21 protein-coding genes are annotated in these 19622 nt (G+C 46.2%); 6 read left to right on the top strand and 15 right to left on the bottom strand.

All coding sequences use genetic code 11. From position 1 onward, the window contains the following. Nucleotides 1–61 precede the first annotated feature (61 nt). Entirely contained in the window at nucleotides 62–1171 is a 1110-nt protein-coding gene (gene trmA, locus A9237_RS08955; RefSeq protein WP_005438477.1) for a tRNA (uridine(54)-C5)-methyltransferase TrmA, read from the top strand. A gap of 64 nt (nucleotides 1172–1235) precedes the next feature. Here the strand turns inward: trmA and A9237_RS08950 are convergent, their stop codons facing one another. Continuing rightward, on the bottom strand, nucleotides 1236–1601 hold the full coding sequence (locus A9237_RS08950; protein ID WP_005430908.1) for a YijD family membrane protein: 366 nt from the start codon (nucleotides 1599–1601) through the stop codon (nucleotides 1236–1238). Beyond that, entirely contained in the window at nucleotides 1601–2242 is a 642-nt protein-coding gene (gene fabR, locus A9237_RS08945) for an HTH-type transcriptional repressor FabR (RefSeq protein ID WP_005430912.1), read from the bottom strand. Before fabR ends, A9237_RS08950 begins: the two co-directional genes overlap by 1 nt. Before the next feature lie 291 nt (nucleotides 2243–2533). Between fabR and sthA the strand changes: the two genes are divergently transcribed. Continuing rightward, nucleotides 2534–3934, top strand: coding sequence for a Si-specific NAD(P)(+) transhydrogenase (gene sthA, locus A9237_RS08940; protein WP_005451988.1), 1401 nt, complete (start codon nucleotides 2534–2536; stop codon nucleotides 3932–3934). Nucleotides 3935–4002: 68 nt separating this feature from the next. On the opposite strand, the gene dinF is transcribed toward sthA, so the two are convergent. From dinF to lexA, 3 genes are all read right to left on the bottom strand, one after another. Next, nucleotides 4003–5346, bottom strand: coding sequence for an MATE family efflux transporter DinF (gene dinF / locus A9237_RS08935; protein WP_078608055.1), 1344 nt, complete (start codon nucleotides 5344–5346; stop codon nucleotides 4003–4005). Between the two features lie 55 nt (nucleotides 5347–5401). Beyond that, nucleotides 5402–6196, bottom strand: coding sequence for a class I SAM-dependent methyltransferase (locus A9237_RS08930; RefSeq protein WP_009705150.1), 795 nt, complete (start codon nucleotides 6194–6196; stop codon nucleotides 5402–5404). 230 nt (nucleotides 6197–6426) lie between these two features. Further along, nucleotides 6427–7047, bottom strand: coding sequence for a transcriptional repressor LexA (gene lexA / locus A9237_RS08925; RefSeq protein WP_005438488.1), 621 nt, complete (start codon nucleotides 7045–7047; stop codon nucleotides 6427–6429). Between the two features lie 368 nt (nucleotides 7048–7415). Here lexA and plsB point away from each other — a divergent pair, with 368 nt between their 5' ends. Beyond that, entirely contained in the window at nucleotides 7416–9842 is a 2427-nt protein-coding gene (gene plsB, locus A9237_RS08915) for a glycerol-3-phosphate 1-O-acyltransferase PlsB (RefSeq protein WP_009705151.1), read from the top strand. A gap of 88 nt (nucleotides 9843–9930) precedes the next feature. Here plsB and ubiA read toward each other — a convergent pair whose 3' ends face one another. Together ubiA and A9237_RS08905 are read right to left on the bottom strand one after the other, a co-directional pair. Continuing rightward, on the bottom strand, nucleotides 9931–10785 hold the full coding sequence (ubiA, locus tag A9237_RS08910; protein ID WP_005438493.1) for a 4-hydroxybenzoate octaprenyltransferase: 855 nt from the start codon (nucleotides 10783–10785) through the stop codon (nucleotides 9931–9933). Then, nucleotides 10786–11325: a chorismate lyase gene (locus A9237_RS08905; RefSeq protein WP_078608054.1), complete on the bottom strand. Its 540-nt coding sequence runs from the start codon at nucleotides 11323–11325 to the stop codon at nucleotides 10786–10788. A gap of 153 nt (nucleotides 11326–11478) precedes the next feature. Here A9237_RS08905 and A9237_RS08900 point away from each other — a divergent pair, with 153 nt between their 5' ends. Then, entirely contained in the window at nucleotides 11479–11889 is a 411-nt protein-coding gene (locus A9237_RS08900) for a flagellar basal body-associated protein FliL (RefSeq protein WP_005438495.1), read from the top strand. A 105-nt stretch (nucleotides 11890–11994) separates the two neighbouring features. Here the strand turns inward: A9237_RS08900 and glpG are convergent, their stop codons facing one another. From glpG to ftsY, 6 genes are all read right to left on the bottom strand, one after another. Then, entirely contained in the window at nucleotides 11995–12837 is an 843-nt protein-coding gene (gene glpG / locus A9237_RS08895) for a rhomboid family intramembrane serine protease GlpG (RefSeq protein ID WP_005438496.1), read from the bottom strand. Continuing rightward, a complete protein-coding gene (gene glpE, locus A9237_RS08890) occupies nucleotides 12837–13157 on the bottom strand; it encodes a thiosulfate sulfurtransferase GlpE (protein WP_038897143.1) in 321 nt (106 codons plus the stop codon). The genes glpG and glpE overlap by 1 nt, the downstream gene beginning before the upstream one ends. Before the next feature lie 412 nt (nucleotides 13158–13569). Continuing rightward, on the bottom strand, nucleotides 13570–14427 hold the full coding sequence (rpoH, locus tag A9237_RS08885; RefSeq protein ID WP_005438499.1) for an RNA polymerase sigma factor RpoH: 858 nt from the start codon (nucleotides 14425–14427) through the stop codon (nucleotides 13570–13572). 175 nt (nucleotides 14428–14602) lie between these two features. Further along, nucleotides 14603–15571 (bottom strand): permease-like cell division protein FtsX, encoded by a 969-nt coding sequence (ftsX, locus tag A9237_RS08880; protein ID WP_009705153.1) that lies wholly within the window; start codon nucleotides 15569–15571, stop codon nucleotides 14603–14605. Beyond that, a complete protein-coding gene (gene ftsE / locus A9237_RS08875) occupies nucleotides 15561–16235 on the bottom strand; it encodes a cell division ATP-binding protein FtsE (protein WP_005438501.1) in 675 nt (224 codons plus the stop codon). Before ftsE ends, ftsX begins: the two co-directional genes overlap by 11 nt. A gap of 22 nt (nucleotides 16236–16257) precedes the next feature. Continuing rightward, complete coding sequence (gene ftsY, locus A9237_RS08870) at nucleotides 16258–17496, bottom strand: signal recognition particle-docking protein FtsY (protein WP_045482020.1); 1239 nt, start codon at nucleotides 17494–17496, stop codon at nucleotides 16258–16260. 223 nt (nucleotides 17497–17719) lie between these two features. Here ftsY and rsmD point away from each other — a divergent pair, with 223 nt between their 5' ends. Together rsmD and A9237_RS08860 are read left to right on the top strand one after the other, a co-directional pair. After that, the gene (gene rsmD, locus A9237_RS08865; protein ID WP_078608053.1) at nucleotides 17720–18319 is read left to right on the top strand and encodes a 16S rRNA (guanine(966)-N(2))-methyltransferase RsmD; all 600 of its coding nucleotides are present in this window, start codon (nucleotides 17720–17722) and stop codon (nucleotides 18317–18319) included. Nucleotides 18320–18344: 25 nt separating this feature from the next. Next, nucleotides 18345–18611, top strand: a complete 267-nt coding sequence (locus A9237_RS08860; RefSeq protein WP_005438504.1) for a DUF1145 domain-containing protein — start codon at nucleotides 18345–18347, stop codon at nucleotides 18609–18611. Between the two features lie 57 nt (nucleotides 18612–18668). On the opposite strand, the gene A9237_RS08855 is transcribed toward A9237_RS08860, so the two are convergent. Beyond that, nucleotides 18669–19253, bottom strand: a complete 585-nt coding sequence (locus A9237_RS08855) for a YhgN family NAAT transporter (RefSeq protein ID WP_005438505.1) — start codon at nucleotides 19251–19253, stop codon at nucleotides 18669–18671. A 112-nt stretch (nucleotides 19254–19365) separates the two neighbouring features. Beyond that, on the bottom strand, nucleotides 19366–19587 hold the full coding sequence (locus tag A9237_RS08850) for a YecH family metal-binding protein (RefSeq protein WP_078608052.1): 222 nt from the start codon (nucleotides 19585–19587) through the stop codon (nucleotides 19366–19368). Nucleotides 19588–19622 lie beyond the last annotated feature (35 nt).

Below are 19622 nucleotides of genomic sequence, written 5' to 3'. Positions count from 1 at the left end.
TCCTATTGAGATTGAATAAAATCTGCGCTCTTAAATTGAATGCACCATAAAAGGTAAGATCATGGCTACTCTTGATGTAAATCCACAACGCTACCAAGAACAACTGGCTGAAAAAGTCGAACGTCTCACTGATATGTTCGCGCCATACAACGTGCCAGAACTGGAAGTGTTTGAATCACCAGAGCAGCACTACCGTATGCGTGCTGAGTTCCGTGTTTGGCATGAGGGTGAAGACCTTTACTACATCATGTTCAACCAAGAAACTCGTGAGAAATACCGCGTTGACCAATTCCCAGCAGCAAGCCGTCTGATCAACGACCTGATGCCACTATTGGTTGAAGCGATGAAAGACAACGAATCGCTACGTCGCAAACTGTTCCAAGTCGATTTTCTATCGACGCTAAGCGGTGAGATTCTGGTTTCACTGCTTTACCATCGCCAGCTTGATGAAGAGTGGATTGAAAACGCGAAAGCCCTTAAGCAGCGTTTGAATGATGAAGGCTTCAACCTAAACATCATTGGTCGTGCTCGTAAGATGAAGATTGTCTTAGACCGTGACTACGTGATCGAGAAGCTAGACGTGAATGGCCAAAGCTACATCTACCAACAAGTTGAAAACAGCTTCACTCAACCGAACGGTAAAGTGGCAGAGAAGATGTTGGAATGGGCAGTCGACTGCACTCAAGAAAGCACTGGCGACCTACTAGAACTTTACTGTGGTAACGGTAACTTCTCTCTGGCGTTGGCACAAAACTTCGACCGCGTTCTCGCAACTGAATTGGCGAAGCCATCTGTGGTTTCTGCGCAATACAACATCGCAGCAAACGAGATTGATAACGTGCAAATCCTACGTCTATCAGCAGAAGAGTTTACTCAAGCAATCGAAGGTAAGCGTGAATTCCGCCGCCTACAAGATGCAGGTGTGGATCTGAAGAGCTACAACTGCAACACGATTTTTGTCGATCCACCACGCTCAGGTATGGATGTCGACACTTGTAAGATGGTGCAAGGTTACGAGCGCATCATGTACATCTCTTGTAACCCAGAGACACTAAAAGAGAACTTGGACATTCTATGCGAAACTCACAACGTGACGCGTTTTGCTCTGTTTGACCAATTCCCTTACACACACCACATGGAAGCAGGTGTACTGTTGGAACGTAAAGCGTAATCCACCAGCACCAGACATAAAAAAGCGAGCTCAATGGCTCGCTTTTTTATTGGATTCGTTTTGCTTATTCAGCGGTGGTCTTCTTTTCCATGAAACCCAGCTTCTTACCGATCCACGCTAGGAGAATCATTGAAACCAGAATTGCGAAGAAGTTAGAGCCTGCTTCTGGGTATTGCGCTTTGATAAACGCAGAGTGACCAAATGCACCTACGAAGAAACACGCCAGACCAACAAGTGGGATATCTTCTGATACTGGGTTGTTAAGGTATTCTTGGTACAGCGCCTGTACAGCTAGCACGAGTGCAATCAGAGGGAAGATTGAAAAAGACACTTCGCTCATGGTCAACCATGACAACAAAGCATCACCACACATACCTGCAACCAGTGCCAAAATCAGCGTTTTCTTTTCAGATTTATTTCCATTCGACATTATTCTATCCCGCCTTTTAATCGGTTACGTTCACGTTCTTTGCGATACCAATAGGCCCCTTTGGCTATCATTCGCAATTGCATGATCAATCGCTCGGCGAGTTCATCGCGCTCGCGTCGATCTAAATCTAAAGCTTCCGCACCAGAGCTAAACACCAAAGTAACCGACGCCTCTGCTTGAGTGAACGCCTCTTCTTTGGTCATACCGGTGCTCATTAAGTACTCAGTTAATTCTGCCGCAAAATGCTGAATTTCTCGAGCGACGGCAGTACGAAATTCAGAGGAAGTGCCGGAGCGCTCACGCAACAATAAGCGGAAAACGTTAGGACTACTTTCAATGAATTCCATGAAGGTTTCAACTGAAGTTCGAATCACACTGCCTTCTTTGACAATACGCTGACGCGCCTGACGCATCAGTTGGCGCAACAACAAACCACCTTCATCAACCATGGTTAAGCCCAGCTCATCCATGTCTTTGAAGTGACGGTAAAAAGAAGTCGGTGCAATTCCTGCCTCTCGGGCAACCTCACGCAAGCTGAGATTGGAAAAGCTGCGATCCGCACTGAGTTGATTAAATGCCGCATCGATCAACGATCGACGTGTTTTTTCTTTTTGCTGCGCGCGGATTCCCATCGATTTCATTCTTTAACTTGCTCTTTTTCTATTGGGTACGAGAGCTTCAATATAACGCATATCGCACCCACGTATAAAGCGACGTTATCTGCCGATAAGCGGCGAGCACGTTACTATTGCCATGCACCCAATTGCAATTGTCTCGCTTCAAATAGTAGACATACAGCATACCAATTAGTTCTTTTGGGCGATTCTGCGTGATCACTTCCACTCTCTAGCAGGCATTACGTGTTCCCAATAGAGTAAATGAGTTAAAATCCCGCTACAGCAATGTTAAGCAAATATAACAAGGAAGACATCATGGCGCATGCTAATCACTATGACGTGATCGTAATTGGTAGTGGCCCGGGCGGTGAAGGGGCGGCAATGGGATTGACCAAAGCCGGACTGAATGTTGCCATCGTAGAAAAGGAAAGCAGTGTTGGTGGCGGTTGTACGCACTGGGGAACCATACCATCCAAGGCATTGCGTCATGCGGTTAGCCGTATCATCGAATTCAATAGCAACCCATTATTCTGCCGTAATAACACCAGCCTTCATGCAACATTTTCTGACATTTTAGGTCATGCGAAATCGGTCATTGATAAGCAAACTCGACTTCGTCAGGGCTTTTATGACCGCAATTCATGCACACTGTTGTTTGGTACTGCGCGCTTTATCGATAACTACTCCATCGCCGTCATGCAAAGTGACGGTACGGAAGAAGTGTACTCAGCGGATAAATTTGTTATCGCGACAGGATCTCGTCCATACCAACCAAATGACGTCGACTTTTTGCATGAACGCATCTACGACAGCGACTCTATCCTGAGCCTGAAACACGACCCTCGCCACATCATCATTTACGGTGCGGGCGTGATTGGTTGTGAATACGCATCTATTTTCCGCGGTTTAGGCGTGAAGACCGATTTGATTAACACTCGCGACCGTCTGCTCTCTTTCCTAGATAACGAAGTCTCAGATGCTCTGTCTTACCACTTCTGGAACAGTGGCGTGGTGATTCGTAACGATGAAACATTCGAGAAAATCGAAGGCACTGAAGATGGTGTTATCGTGCATCTTCAATCTGGCAAGAAGATGAAAGCCGATTGCCTACTGTATGCTAACGGTCGAACGGGTAACACAGACAAACTCAACTTACCTGCGGTTGGACTTGAAGGTGATTCTCGCGGACAACTCAAAGTAGATGGTAACTACCGTACAGAAGTGGAACACATCTACGCCGTCGGTGATGTGATTGGCTACCCTAGCCTAGCAAGTGCAGCATATGACCAAGGTCGTTTCGTGGCACAAGCCATCACCAAGGGACAAGCTGACGGCAATCTGATTGATGATATCCCAACGGGTATCTACACCATTCCAGAAATCAGCTCAGTGGGTAAAACCGAGCAAGAACTGACTGCGGCGAAAGTGCCTTACGAGGTAGGACGCTCTTCGTTCAAGCATCTAGCTCGAGCACAGATTGCAGGTAAAGACATCGGCAGCTTGAAAATCCTCTTCCATCGCGAAACCAAAGAGATTCTTGGTATTCACTGCTTTGGTGAGCGCGCTGCAGAAATCATCCACATCGGTCAAGCCATCATGGAACAAAAAGGTGAAGCCAATACGATTGAATACTTCGTCAATACTACCTTCAACTACCCAACGATGGCAGAAGCGTATCGCGTAGCAGCACTGAACGGTTTGAACCGATTATTCTAATTCAATTGGGTTGCCATGATCCAAAAGCAAAAACAGCAGGTTTCGACCTGCTGTTTTTTTATGTGTAACTAGGCAAGAAAGCTTCCCTTGCGCCATTGATAGAAAAAGATAGCGCCGAGTCCAATCCCTCGCATTGCCATGAAACTAGTCATCGCAAACCACAGCGCATGGTTTTGCCAGCCTGAGAACAAAAAGAAAATCGCAAAGAAACAACAAGTCGCTACGAACATACTGTTTCGCATGTCTTTACCTTTAGTGGCACCAACAAATATGCCATCAAACAGGAAACACCACATCGATGCTAATGGCATGACCACCAACCAAGGCAGATACACTGAAGCTTGCTGCTGCACCGCTTCAATCGAAGTGATCATGGCGATCAAGTGCGATCCCGCCAAACCAAATACCGCAGTCAAACCTAAGCAGATGATCAGACTCCAGAAGAAAGTACCAATCAATGATGCACTGAGTTGCGCTCGGTCTTTGGCACCAATCGCTTTGCCAACCATGGCCTCCATGGCATAGGCAAATCCGTCCATGCCATAGGAAATCATCATCAAGAAACTCATCAATACCGCATTAGCCGCAACCACATCATCACCAAAGCTCGCACCTTGGAAAGTCATAAAGCTAAACGTAGCTTGTAAACAGAGCGAGCGTAAGAAGATATCGCGATTGAGTTTTACGAACCGCCCTAGCCCATGTTGAGTATCGGTTAGCAGGCTCTTAGGAGATGGTAATTGACGGGCACGCCATGTTTTCCATACACACATCAAGCCAAACGCCATGCCTGAGTAATCAGCTATTACCGATGCCAGCGCTGCGCCTTCTACCTTCCAGCCTAAGCCAATCACAAACAGTAAATCGAGCGCAATATTGGTCACGTTGGTGATGATCACCATCCACATTGGGGCTTTGGAGTTTTGCGTGCCGAGCAGCCAGCCCAACAACACAAAATTCATCAGCGCAGCGGGGGCGCTCCATACACGGATAGCAAAATACTGCATACCATAGTGCTTCACTTCCGCACTGGCATCACTCCAACCAAAGATCAGATCCGCGATCGGGTTATGGGCAATAAGGAAGACTAACGCAAACAGCAGTGCCATGAGCGAGCCTTGCATAAACACCAACGCGAGTTGTTTTCGGTCTTCACTACCGTAGGACTGCGCCGCTAGTCCAGTAGTCGACATACGTAAGAAGCCAAGCAACCAAAACGTCACACTGATCATGGTGCTGCCCAACGCGACACCACCCAGATACCAAGCGTGTTCAAGGTGACCGATCACCGCAGCGTCAACCAAGCCCAAGAGTGGAACAGTAATATTCGACAGCACCATAGGGATAGCGAGCGCTAACACTTGGCGATGCACTTGAGGATTCGATAAAGGAGAGAAGATAGAGTTTGTCACAGGCACCTCGTTGTTTAGATCAGCGAGTGTACCTGAGTGTTCAATGCCTAGCCAATTACCACTTGATGTGAACGAGGACTGGCGTGAGGCGATGCTTCAACATTGGGATCTTATTCAGCCAGCGCTGCCATGCTTTCCAGCGTGAGCAAAATCGGTCGAATGGCGAGAAGGCTTTGACCCATTGCGCCCATGGCAGCCAATGCAGTACTTGTTGTGCTGGTGCTTCAAAACCATGTGCATAAGTATCTGAACCGAGCTTCTGACCCCATTTGCTTTCGGTTAAGTCACCTGCTAGTACCATACACACTTCTGCTGAAACAAAATGACGGCCCAGTGTTTGGATGAAAGTCGCAACGCGCGATTCATCGCAATCAAGTAAAGCCATCTCACATAGAATCAATACTGGTGCTTTTTCAGGGATACGCAGTTCATCTAACCAACTCATGTCTTCTACGCTACCGCAACGATGCTCGTAACGTTCGTTTTTATGGAACAATCGCTGACGCCAAACCAGATTCTCGGTGACATCCAGTTCAATCCAGTGACAACGACCATTGTCCAAACGGTAGAAGCGCGTATCTAAGCCCGCACCAACGTTAATGATCCAAGCGTCTGAGTGTTGTTGAAGAAAGTGACTAACCTGCTGATCGCACAGCTGAGTTAAGGTCACGTGCAGCAGCTGCTTCTGATCGACGTCACCACTGATGCAATCTGGTGCCATCTTGCAGCTCAAGCACGCTTTTGCAGCGATCGGATCGTACACCAAGCCGTTATCGACCAAGCTTTCACGGCTGCGCAAAAACAACGGTTTCAACAGATGATTAGGTACGTGATGTTGAGGCTTGGACATGGGCATTTCCTTGCGCCGAAAAGAAAATGGTTAAATGGAACTAGATGATAATAAATCTCAATATCACTTGCAAGTTTTAACGTAACAGCCAAACGCTCTGAATCAGGCCGAGCGTAACTATGCTTTGAAGAAAAGAAATATGCTTTGAAGACAAAAAATGGAATAGCAAGTGCAGAAAACACAAAGCCCAGCAGAACGCTGGGCTTTATTAGAATGCTTGAGGTAAAAACCTACATCCAGTCGGTGTTACGGATGATGCCAACCGCCAGACCTTCAATCGTCAGATGTTGCGATGTTAGGTCAACTTGGATTGGTGAAAACTCTTCGTTCTCTGCATGCAGCAGAACCGTAGAACCTTTGCGCTCTAGACGCTTCACCGTCACATCATCATCAACACGTGCAACTACAACTTGACCGTCGCGCACATCTTGGGTTTTGTGCACAGCTAGCAAGTCGCCGTCCATAATACCGATGTCTTTCATACTTTCGCCGTTTACGCGAAGTAAGAAGTCTGCTTTTGGTTTGAACATAGCAGGATCCACTTGGTAGTGAGATTCCACATGCTCTTGAGCCAGAATAGGCTCACCAGCAGCAACTTGACCAATCAAAGGCAGACCTTGATCGTCGTTTGCCGCATCTTCAAGTAGGATTCGGATCCCGCGAGATGCGCCTGGAATAATTTCAATAGCTTGTTTACGAGCAAGCGCTTTTAGGTGTTCTTCTGCGGCATTCGCAGAGCGGAAGCCAAGCTCACGCGCAATCTCTGCACGAGTTGGTGGCATTCCGGTGTCTTCGATTTTGCTTTTAATCAAATCGAAGACTTGTTGTTGGCGTGGCGTTAACGGCTTCATATGTCACCTGTCTTTTTATACAGTTAACTGTGAGTATATCCAGTAAATGGACAAATGAAAACCCAATTGGTTGTTTTTTAATTTATTTACGCCAGTTTCAGATCCCATCCACAAACCTCAAGTGAGCATGCGTTTTAAACACGCACTAAGCAATTCGTCTAATGAAAGCAACAACCTAGGGGTTCGACTAATTTCCGCTCAATAAAATTAAAAGGTTTGACCAGTTTCTGGTATCCTTGCTGCGCTTAAATTTTATCGCCTAGGCTTATTTCTATAGCCGTATCTATTACCTTCTCTTTAGAAGAAGGCAAAGCGGACACTGAAATAAGGTTAGGCTTGTTTGAATACCTATTGAGGCTGTGAACTTTATGTCTTCTGGACAATCATTTTCACGTTCATTACTAAAACTACCTTTATCGGTAATGGTAAAGGGCACCACAATCCCATCGAATCCGATTGATGATCTCAACATCGACCTCACTAAACCGATTGTGTATGCCTTGCCGTTCCGTTCGAACGTGGATTTGCTGACACTGCAAAAACAAGCTTTGAGTCTTGGTCTGCCTGACCCGCTCAGTCCATTGGAAATCAATGGAAAGACATTAACTCGTTACGTGTTTATCGCGTCTCGTCCAACCGTGATGAGCAACGATAACGATGTACCGAGCGAGTCTGTTTCTCTATTTACAGAGTTACTAGAACTGCACAAACTCGACAGCGAGTTAGACGTGCAAATGATCCCTGCAACTGTGCTTTGGGGTCGTAAACCAGGTAAAGAAGAAAACCATAAGCCGTACCTGCAACCAATGAATGGTCCGCAAAAAGCAAAAGCGGTAATGGCAGCAGGTCGCGACTGTTTGGTGCGCTTTAGCCCAGTGGTTTCACTGCGTTACATGGCAGACTCTCACGGTACAGACAGTGCGATTGCGCACAAGCTTGCTCGTGTTGCACGTATCCACTTCTCTCGCCAGAAGCTTGCGGCATCCGGTCCAAACCTGCCTCAACGCCAAGTGCTGTTTGCACGCTTAATGAAATCGCCAGCGATTGAAAAAGCAATTGAAGACGAAGCGCAAAGTAAAAACATTTCTATCGAGAAAGCACGCAAAGAAGCCCATGACATCATGGACGAGATTGCAGCGGACTTCTCTTATGGTTTAGTGAAAAACGGCGATCGTATTCTTGGCTGGCTGTGGACCAAGCTGTACCAAGGTCTGCACATCAACAACGCTTCGACCGTTCGTCGCTTAGCGCAAGATGGTCATGAGATCGTGTATGTGCCATGTCACCGCAGTCACATGGACTACCTACTGCTTTCTTACGTTCTATACCATGAAGGTATGGTGCCACCGCACATTGCTGCGGGTATTAACCTGAACTTCTTCCCAGCGGGTCCAATCTTCCGTCGTGGTGGTGCGTTCTTTATTCGCCGTAGCTTTAAAGGCAACAAGCTGTACTCCACGATTTTCCGTGAATACCTATCAGAGCTGTTTGCTAAAGGTTACTCAGTTGAGTACTTCAGTGAAGGTGGTCGTTCACGTACTGGTCGTCTGCTGCAAGCAAAAACCGGTATGTTGGCAATGACGATTCAAGCCATGCTACGCGGTCTAAACCGTCCAGTAACGTTAGTGCCTGTGTACATCGGTTACGAACACGTAATGGAAGTGGGCACTTACGCCAAAGAGCTTCGCGGTTCACGCAAAGAGAAAGAGAATGCGGGTCTTGTACTGCGTACTCTGCGTAAGCTGCGCAATTTTGGTCTTGGTTACGTGAACTTCGGTGAGCCAATTCAGCTAAACCAATACCTGAACGAACATGCGCCAGAATGGACGAAAGACATCGATCGCATGGGCGGCAGCAAACCGCAATGGATGAACCCTGTGGTGAACGGTCTGGCAAACAAGATGATGACGCACATTAACGACGCGGCAGCGACTAACGCGCTAACTCTATGTGCAACCGCGCTATTGGCGTCTCGTCAGCGTGCATTATCTCGTGACTCTTTGATCAACCAGATTGAGTGCTACCTGAAGCTACTTAAGAACAACCCATACTCAAACACTTCAACGGTTCCAACAGAAACGGCTGAAGAGTTGGTAGATCACGCTATCTCACTTGATAAGTTTGTGATTGAAACCGACACCATGGGTGACATCATTTCGCTGGATCGTAGCCAGTCGATTCTGATGACTTACTACCGCAACAACATCATTCACCTGTTCGCCCTACCTTCATTGATTGCTCAGATGATTATTCGTCAGCGCAACGTGACCGTAGAGAAAATTCAAGAAAACGTCGCTCAAATCTATCCATTCCTTAAAAAAGAGCTGTTCCTAAGCTACAAGGAAGAAGAGTTGAACGAGCTAGTCGTGAAGATTTTGAACGAGTTCATTGAACAGAAGATGGTTTGCCAAGATGGTGACAAACTGGAAATTAACCAGTCAAACAACCAATCATTGGTTCTGTTGGGTCGTACTATCACAGAAACACTACAACGTTACTCTATCGCAATGAACCTACTGGTAGCAGACCAAGAGCTGGGTAAATCTGACCTTGAGCAGAAGAGCCAAGACATTGCACAGCGTTTGGGGCGTCTGCACGGTATTAACGCGCCAGAGTTCTTCGATAAAGGTGTATTTACTGCAATGTTCAATACGCTGAAAGAGCAGCAATACCTAGATAGCGACGGTAACTGTGACCTTGAGAAGACACAGCAATTTGCCAAACTGTTGTTTGCTCTGCTTTACCCAGAAGTGAAGTTGACCATCGAAGAGAGTATCCACCAGTTGCAAGCATAGTTCGCTTAAGCTCGATACTCACTCGACAAAAACACAAAAGGCATCCAATCGGATGCCTTTTTTCTATCTGAATGTCTGTACTATGCCGTTACCAGAAAGCGATGACCAGGCCGACTGCAATCACCATTCCCACATAGTTATTGTTAAGGAAGGCTCTGAAACACAAGTCGCGATCTCGATGGCGAATCAAATGTTGTTGGTACACAAACAATGAAGCAGCCACCAGAATCGTCCAGTAGTAGCTTTGGCCAAGTTCATAGTGCTGACCAAGCAACACCAACATCGCCAAGGTAATCAACTGTAGAACGCCAATCACCAGTTTATCGTGGCGACCAAATAAGATAGCCGTTGATTTGATGCCAATCTTTAAATCATCATCGCGGTCGACCATCGCGTATTGAGTGTCGTAGGCAATAGTCCACAAAGCATTAATCGCAAACACAAACCACACAATCAAAGGCAATTCGCCTGTTTGTGCTGCCCACGCCATCGGAATCGCCCAACTAAAAGCCAAACCTAAAAACAGCTGCGGCAAATGGGTGTAACGCTTCATAAATGGATAAATGAAAGCCAAAAAGATGCCCGCAAAGGAAAGCTTGATCGTCAGTGGGTTCATGGTCAGCACTAATAAGAAAGAACTGATACCCAAAACCAAAAACAGACCAATCGCTTCTTTCGAGGTCACTTTACCCGATGGTAAAGGGCGCTGTTTGGTGCGTTTCACATGCCCATCAACTTTACGGTCGGCAAAGTCGTTAATCACACAACCGGCGCTACGCATTAGGAACACGCCTAACACAAACACGATGAGTACATTCCAACTTGGTATGCCTTGGGCGGCAATCACAAGTGCCCAAACCGTCGGCCACAATAACAAGAGTGAGCCAATTGGGCGGTCCATTCGCATCAGCTGCCAATATGCTTTGGCTTTGTCTGCGGACATTTACACCTTCTCCTTAGCGTAAACTGGTGAATTTGGTAAGAATAACTCAGCAACCAGCATGGGTTTGTGATTCATCCACAGTCTTGAGCGTCGCGCTAAAAAGCGCCCCTGTGGCAAACTAACCCATCCCATTTGCAGAGCATCGCGTTCAACGTTATCGGCGCTGAACACAGTTAAACCCAGCGGGATATCTCCTTGCTGAGCTAAGTCATATTGTTGATCGACCAAGGTTGAACGAGGAATGAGCGTGCGGCCAATGACCCAATCCGTATTGTCGCCACATAAAATCACCTCTCTCAATAGGCAATCTTGCTCAGACAATAGCTGGCTCTCATCCTGTTTTAACGTCTTGGCTGTGACGATCTGATTGTGCAGCAATTCCACTGTTAAGCGTTGGCAATGCTGACCTAAACGACGTGACAAAGAGCCCTGTTCTTCAAGCCAATGCTTGGCGAATTCGCTAGGGAATTCAAAATCTTCGGGGTTTTGCCACTCTACTTCCAATAAAGAAGTAAGATAGAGTGATGTCGGCTGATTCATACTAGTATTCAATTGGAGGCTTTATGCGTACAATAAAGCAACAACTTACCGTCTTATTGAAACCGTAAGTTCCGTTATTTGTTTTAGACGGTCTATTGTATCAAGACTGAAGCGATTCGAATATCGCGATCCAGAGAAAGAAAAGTTAGAAATATGTACAAACGTTATGTAGCCCAAATTATTTTCGCGCTAAGTCTGCTTATTTCAGCACCAAGTTGGGCTGAATCAGAAGAAGCTGCACCTAAGTTAGCCTACTTCACGCTAGAACCCGATTTGACCACAAACTTCTACACCAAAGGCAACAAACTGGGTTATGTGCAAGTACGTATCGACATCATGGTCATGAGCCAACAAGACCTTGCGGTTGTAGAACATCATCAACCCCTGATCCGCGATGCGGTGATTGAGCTTCTAGGCAAGCAAACAGAAGATACGATTAAGTCTTTGTCTGGCCGTGAAGATCTGCGCAAAACTCTGGTGAAAGAGCTTAACGAGACCTTGCTGCCAGAGACTGGCAAAACCATCATTGCTGATTTGCTGTTTACTAAATACCTTTATCAATAGTGTGAACAGCTAAAGCTGATGAACTCATATCGATAAATGAAAGACAGATAAACAAAAGACCGCCAATTGGCGGTCTTTTTTTGTTGGTATCTATAAATCATTAACTCAGGAGGCTTGTTGATATTTCTGCTTGCCGGAATCAAACAGCGCAATCGCCATACCTGAAAGCAAACCCACCAAGTGTGCCGTATTGGCAATCGCCATAAATGGCTGAACAAAACCAAGAACCAACCACACCAACATAAAGCCAATAATAGGTTTAGGCAGTGTTAAACCGAGATGTGGGCAGCGGTAACCAAGGATCCACAAGTAACCAAGCAGCGCATAAACCACACCAGATAAACCACCGAAGTTCGCCCCTTCCACATAAAACTGCCCAGCACCAGATAGTGCCGCAGAAATAAAGAAGATTTGCAGTAACTTACCAGAACTCAAACGGCGCTCGATATCCCCGCCCAATTGCCACCACCACAAGAGGTTGAACACAATATGGGTAACAGAGAAGTGCAGCAGTGCATGACTAACCCAACGCCAGAGCTGCCACTGTTGTCCTTCGAAAGCTGGGAAATGGAGCAGAGCAAACACGCCATCACCAAAACCGAACATCTGCAAAAAGTAGATAACCGTACAAACAGCCATGATCAATAAGGTCACGGGGCCCGCTTTGGCTTTCACCATGCCCATGATGCTTGGGCTGGAATAATGGAATTTACTCTTACGAGTATCGGCAACGTCCCACGAGGCGGCGCTGTATTTCGAAGCAGAGGGGTTCGCTAAAAACTGCTTTAGTTCTGCTTCGACTTCAATTTCATGCTGTGCATCCGCCAGCCAAAGTGCAAACTGCCCTTCACCTTCTGGCATCATTTGGATATCTATCTTGCGCGATGCCATGTAATCAATGAAGGCTTGCGCCATACGTGGATTATTTAACGTTACCAATCTCTTCATTAACTTCTCACTATCGGTAGTTCTGCTCGTTGCCAGGCTTCAAAGCCACCATCCACACTGTACACCTGTTCGAAGCCTTGGTTAACCAAATATTGCGCCGCACCTTGGCTACTGATGCCGTGGTAGCACATCACTAGGATTGGTTGTTCGAATTCCACATCGTTCATGAAAGGAACGATCGAATCATTAGTCAGATGAAAAGCGGACTCGGCATGCGCCACAGCAAAAGATTGTGGGTCACGAATATCAACAAGCCTTGCCTCTCCTTCTTCGAGCAATGCTTGAGCGCCTTGTACATCGATATGTTGAAACTGGTCCATTTACTTTCTCTATGTCGTTTTCGTTATTGACGCCATTGTAACCTATCCAAAGCCAAACTTAGACACAGAGATAGTCAGGGCATTAAACGCTGTACATATTCGCACCGTTTGTGGATAAATCTGTGAATTGCGTTGATAAAGTGTATTTGGATCATTTGATCCACAATATGTAGTAATGATCTTGATCTAACTGTGTGTATATTCACAACTATCCCCAAACCAAAAACCGCTTCAAAGCCTTATTTTGTCCGGCTTTCGAACAGTTGATGAATAATTACTTCACAGAGTTATACACAGGTAGCACAGATAAATTAGATCGCAAACGCTGTCTATTTTCGATCGAAAATAAAAAAGCCGAGATCACATGATCTCGGCTTTCTATGAAAATCTTACTTGAGATTAGAAGCGAAAGTTAGAACTCACCAACAGCAAGTTTCAATTTCTTCATCGCGTTCTTTTCTAGCTGACGAATACGTTCAGCAGAAACACCAAACTCATCGGCAAGGTCTTGCAAGGTTGCTTTCTCGTCATCTAACCAACGAGAACGAACAATGCGCTGGCTGCGCTCATCTAGACTTGCAAGCGCATGACCTAGACGGTTATTGGTGTGTGTTTCCCAGTTTGCAGCTTCAATGTTATCGGCAACATCAGAAGACTTATCTTCTAGGTATACCATTGGCGCTGTGTACGAGTTTGCGCTGTCGTCATCGTCCATTGGCATATCAAACGTAGAGTCTACAGCCGCTAGACGAGATTCCATTTCGCGAACTTCAGAAGGCTCGACACCTAGCTCACGTGCAACCGTTTCAACTTCACCGTTGTTGAACCAACCTAGACGCTTTTTCGACTTACGTAGATTGAAGAACAACTTACGCTGTGCCTTGGTTGTCGCGATCTTAACGATACGCCAGTTACGCAGTACGTATTCATGGATCTCAGCTTTGATCCAGTGAACAGCGAAAGACACCAAACGCACACCCACTTCTGGGTTGAAGCGCTTAACAGCCTTCATAAGGCCGATGTTGCCCTCTTGCACTAGGTCTGCCATTGGCAAGCCGTAGCCTGAGTAGCCACGAGCAACGTGAACAACGAATCGTAGGTGTGACAAGATCAGGCCTTTCGCCGCATCTATCTCACCGTTGTAGTGTAATCTTTCTGCCAGCCCACGCTCTTCTTCTGGTGTCAGCATTGGGTAGCTGTTTACAGAACGGATATAGCTATCAAGGCTATCTTGCGTGACTAGAGCCATCGGATACGCTTCTTTTGTCATTCAATTCCTCATCAATCTCTGATCTGGAGCATTACATTGCAATTTAGCTTGGCCATCTTGAACTCAAAATGAACAAGTTTCAAGAAGGGCGAGTAATTATCCATAAACAAATAGTCTATACAAGGGGTAAAAATTAGCTTGTGCTAATAAATTCCAAGTATAAGACCTTTATCACCTAAACTGGTTCAATTTCTTTCAGGTGACGCTGCGCAGATACTCGAGCGGCGATACAACCTAATAGACTACCAGTCATGATTAGTAGCAGAGATTCATCCCAACTCAAGCCAATCAAGCGGAATTGACTGTCGTAAAGCGAGGCTAATTGCTCAACTGCATTGTTCATAACAACCGTAATCAATGCCGTCACTAGCCACGCAATGCTTGCCCCAAGCACACCGAACCACATGCCAGTGTATAAGTAAGGGCGCAGAATGAAACTGTCGGTTGCACCAATCAGCTTCATGGTTTGAATCTCTTCTTTGTTCGCCAGCACATTAAAGCGCAATGTATTGCCGACGATTAAAAATACAGCACCCAACATCAGCACTGTCAGGGTGATGACAATAATGCTAGCAAGGGTTTTTATTGCATCAAGGCGCGCTAGCCAGTCTTCATCGAGCCTAACGTCGGTAACGTCTTGTTGCTCACGAACTTCTTTAGCAAGCGACTGAATATCACTTTTTTGTTCTGAATCTGGCGTAATCACCAACACACCAGGGAGCGCATAACCACTCAATAAGCTCAGCGCTTGGTCAAAGCCAGCATATTGGCTTAAATCAGATAGACCTTGTTGCGGCGAAATATATTCCACCTCTTTTACCAAAGGCCAAGTTTCAATCTGATCTTTTAGCACCATCACTCGCGCATCAGGCATGCCTTCGACTAAGTAAGCACTGACTTGGGATGGTGACGCGACGTCTTGCGCAGCACTCGCCACGTTTTTACCCAGCAAATACAAACAAGCCGGCATCGCTAACGCTACCGAGATGACGGCTAAGGTAAGAATGTTACCTAATGGACGACGCCATAATGCGCCAAAAGAAGATTTTGCTTGTTTTACATGGACAGAGAAAAAACCATCGGTATTTGCACGCTTGGCACTGCGACCTTTCCCTTTTTTCTGGGTGCGCTTGTTACCTACCATAGTCTTCTACCTCACTTAGGAAGCCTTGGTTCAATTCAAAATGGCGATATTGTGGGCGAGTGTTTACTAACCCGATATCGTGCGTCGCAAGAAGGATCGTTACGCCTGCACGGTTAAATTCTTCGAATAGTCGTAACACACGGTTAGACAATTCTGGATCGAGGTTACCAGTTGGCTCATCCGCCACCAGTAAGGTTGGTCGATTCACGACAGCGCGTGCGATACCAACACGTTGTTGTTCACCACCCGAGAGCTGGCTTGGCAAACAACGGGCTTTATCAAGCAAGCCCGTTTTATCCAACGCCGCAGAAACACGGCGTTTGATTTCGTTTTCAGAAATCGACTCGATGCGCATTGGTAGCGCGACATTGTCGAAGACGCTGCGATCCATCAATAAACGGTGATCTTGGAAAACAATCCCGATGTTGCGACGCAAGAAAGGAATGTCTTTGTTTGGGATACGCGTGATGTCGTGGCCATTAAAATGGACTTTGCCATCGGTTGGACGCTCTATCGCACATATCAGTTTCAACAAGGTACTTTTACCTGCTCCGGAATGTCCGCCTAAAAACGCCATTTCTCCGCGTCGAAGGTGAAAGTCGACTTTCTGCAAGGCTTGTCGACCACCTCGGTAAGCTTTGCTCACTTGCTGAAATTTGATCACCGTTGATTTCCTCTAACTCTTGTTATTCTTCGCGACTAAACAGAGCGTCAATGAACTCTTGAGTTTCAAATGGACGCAAGTCTTCAATGCCTTCGCCTACACCAATATAGCGAATTGGGATTTCGAACTGATCAGCAATAGCAAAGATAACGCCACCTTTCGCCGTACCATCCAGCTTAGTCAATGTAATCCCGGTTAGAGGGGCAACATCACTGAAAAGTTTCGCTTGGCTAATCGCATTTTGACCTGTACCTGCGTCTAGCGTCAGCATGATCTCGTGTGGTGCCGAGTCATCAATCTTCTTCATCACACGTACGATCTTACGCAGCTCTTCCATTAGGTTGGCTTTGTTTTGTAGACGACCAGCGGTATCGGCAATAACGACATCCACACCGCGTGCTTTTGCCGCTTCAATTGCATCGTAGATAACGGAAGCACTGTCAGCACCTGTATGCTGAGCAATCACAGGAACGTTATTACGCTCACCCCAAACTTGTAGTTGCTCTACGGCTGCAGCGCGGAAAGTATCGCCCGCTGCAAGCATGACTTTTTTACCTTGGCTTTGGAATTGCTTCGCTAGCTTACCGATTGTCGTTGTCTTACCAACACCATTCACACCGACCATTAAGATAACGTAAGGCGTTTTGTTGGTATCGATCTCAAGCGGTTGCTCTACTTTAGATAGGATTTCGGCCATCTCTTCTTTTAGCAAGCCGTAAAGCGCTTCGCCATCTTTCAAATCACCGCGAGAGGCTTTCTCTGTCAGGTTATTGATGATTTTCGTGGTGGTATTCATACCCACGTCGGCGATAAGCAACTGTTCTTCTAATTCTTCGAAAAGGTCTTCATCGATTTTTTTACCGCTGAACAAGCCGAAGAAACCCGCACCAATGTTTGCCTTAGTGCGACTTAGGCTGCGCTTAAGGCGAGCAAAGAAGCTTTCGGTTGGCTTTTCTTGTTCTTGGACACGAGGCGCAACCGGCACTTGTGGCTCTTCTGCTTCTGCTTCTGCTTCTGCTTCTGCTTCTGCTTCTGCTTCTGCTTCTGCTTCTGCTAGGACAGCCTCAACATTCTCTGGTTCTTGTTCAACCGTTGTTTTTTCTTCTGCTTGCTCGGCAACGTCTTCTGTTGGTTGTTGCTCGGCGGCAGGTGCTTCCACAGCTTCTTCTTTTACTGATTCTTCAGTTGTCGGTTTTTGGCTTTGCTCTTCATCACCAAAACCTAGCCACGAAAGTAATCCGCGCTTCTTTTTTTCCGTCATCTGGGGCTATCCTAGATTGTCTTCTTATCTATTAATGACTCTTTTCTGACAAGATTATTATCTTTACTGAAAAGGCGAATGACAAAGTTATGAAAACTTTCCAATTAGGTGAATCTAATCTTATTAGTGTTACACTCTGTCATCTTGAATATTCTGGGCTGTATCCAAGCTCAAAGCTTGGGCGATTGGATATAGTATCACTTTATTAGCGGTCAAAAAATCTATGGTAAGACGTCGCCAGCAAAACTCATCACAAAAAAAGCCAACAACAGGCTTTGTGCGCATTATTAGTGGCTTATGGAGAGGCAGAAAGCTCCCTGTTCATGATGCAGAAGGCTTACGCCCAACCACGGATCGCGTAAAAGAAACCCTGTTTAACTGGTTGGCTCAAGATGTCCCACAAGCGAAGTGTCTTGATTTGTTCGCTGGCTCTGGTGGCCTTGGCTTCGAATCCGCTTCTCGCCAAGCCGAACTTGTGACTATGATTGAGCTAAACCCACAAGCATTTCAGCAACTGCAAAAAAATGTGTCCTCTTTGAATGCCAATAACATTCACGTTGTGAACACCGACGCTCTCAGCTTTTTGAAGCAACCGGGGACACCGCACCACGTAGTATTCATCGATCCGCCGTTCCGCAAAGGATTATTGGATGAAACCGTGACCTTGCTGGAGCAAAACGGCTGGCTTGCTGAAGATGCGATGATTTATATTGAAACGGAAAAAGAGCTAAGCATTGCTGGGCTGCCAGAAAGCTGGCGCTTGCACCGTGAAAAAACGGCAGGCCAAGTGAGTTATCGTTTATACGAACGCTCACCAGCTTAAAGCCTCGATTTAAAAGGATAGTTAAATGAAAGCACTATTGATACTGGCTAAAGCGGCCATCGCCTTCGTATGGTTCGTGTTAATCCTCAACTTCTTTATGCCATTCCCTGGTAAAGCGGCGATTGCGTTGTACATCATGACCGCTTTCTTGTTCATCATGCACGGTCTGCAAATGGCCATCTTTATTGGTGCATTTGGTGACAAGATTAAGATGAGCGCATGGGAAAAGTATTCGATTTTGATTTTTGGCATCTTTGCTCTGCTCGACATTCGCCGCAAGCATATGATGTAAAAGCCTCAGATAAACAAAAGCCGCTCACAAGAGCGGCTTTTTTGTATTTGTTTGGCGCTAGCCTAGGTAGCTTTTCACACCATCAAGGAACATTTGGGTAGAAATCATGACCAACAGCAAACCCATCAAACGCTCGACGGCTTTTAAGCCACGCTCACCCAAAATACGGTGGAAGAAACTGTAGAACATCAAGATAAAGAACGTCGCTCCCCACGCAATCAAGACCGCAGCGGAAAGCTCCATAATTTTGTCTGGGTGTTGAGAGGAGAGCAAAAGCAACGCTGCAATCACAGATGGCCCCGCAATCATCGGAATCGCCATCGGCACAATAAACGGCTCTTCACCTGCTGCAAGCCCGGTAATGCTGCCTGCGCTTGGGAAAATCATCTTAATCGCAATGATAAACAGGATGATACCGCCAGAAATACTCAAGGTTTCAGGCTGAACGTGAAGGAAGCTCATGATGCTCTGTCCTGCGAACAAGAACAGCATCAAAATCATCAAGGCGAACAGCAACTCTCTGATCAATACTTTGCGGCGACGCTTCGCATCAAGGTGTTTAAGAATGGAGAGCACAATCGGCAAGTTACCGAGCGGATCCATAATAAGAAACAGCATGGTCGCTGCAGAAAGAATGTCCATGTTCTGACCTCGACGGAAAAATTGGCGGCCAGTATAACAAAGTGATTGAGTGAATATATGGTTGAAGGCGAAATGAATGTATCGCCTTCATTGATGATGGGTTAGCCGCCGCTTAGTGATTACAAACGCGCGCCATATTGACGATAAACTTACCTTCCAGTTCGCGTACTTTTTCACGCTTTAGTAAAAACTCTAGCAATGCATCTAAGTCTAGATCATTCAGCTTGCAGGTATGAAAACGCACTTCACTACCGAAGTGAGCCGCCAGCTCATCACGATTCATTGGGGTTTCACGAAGTAGGTTCAGTAAGTTGTGAGCATGAATTTCAGTCATTATCGACTCCAGTCATTAAATGGAATCCACCCAGT

This window comes from Vibrio owensii (genome assembly GCF_002021755.1).
Taxonomy (GTDB): domain Bacteria; phylum Pseudomonadota; class Gammaproteobacteria; order Enterobacterales; family Vibrionaceae; genus Vibrio; species Vibrio owensii.
The sequence above is the reverse complement of the archived record's forward strand: the minus strand, read 5'-3'. Positions and strand labels throughout refer to the sequence as shown.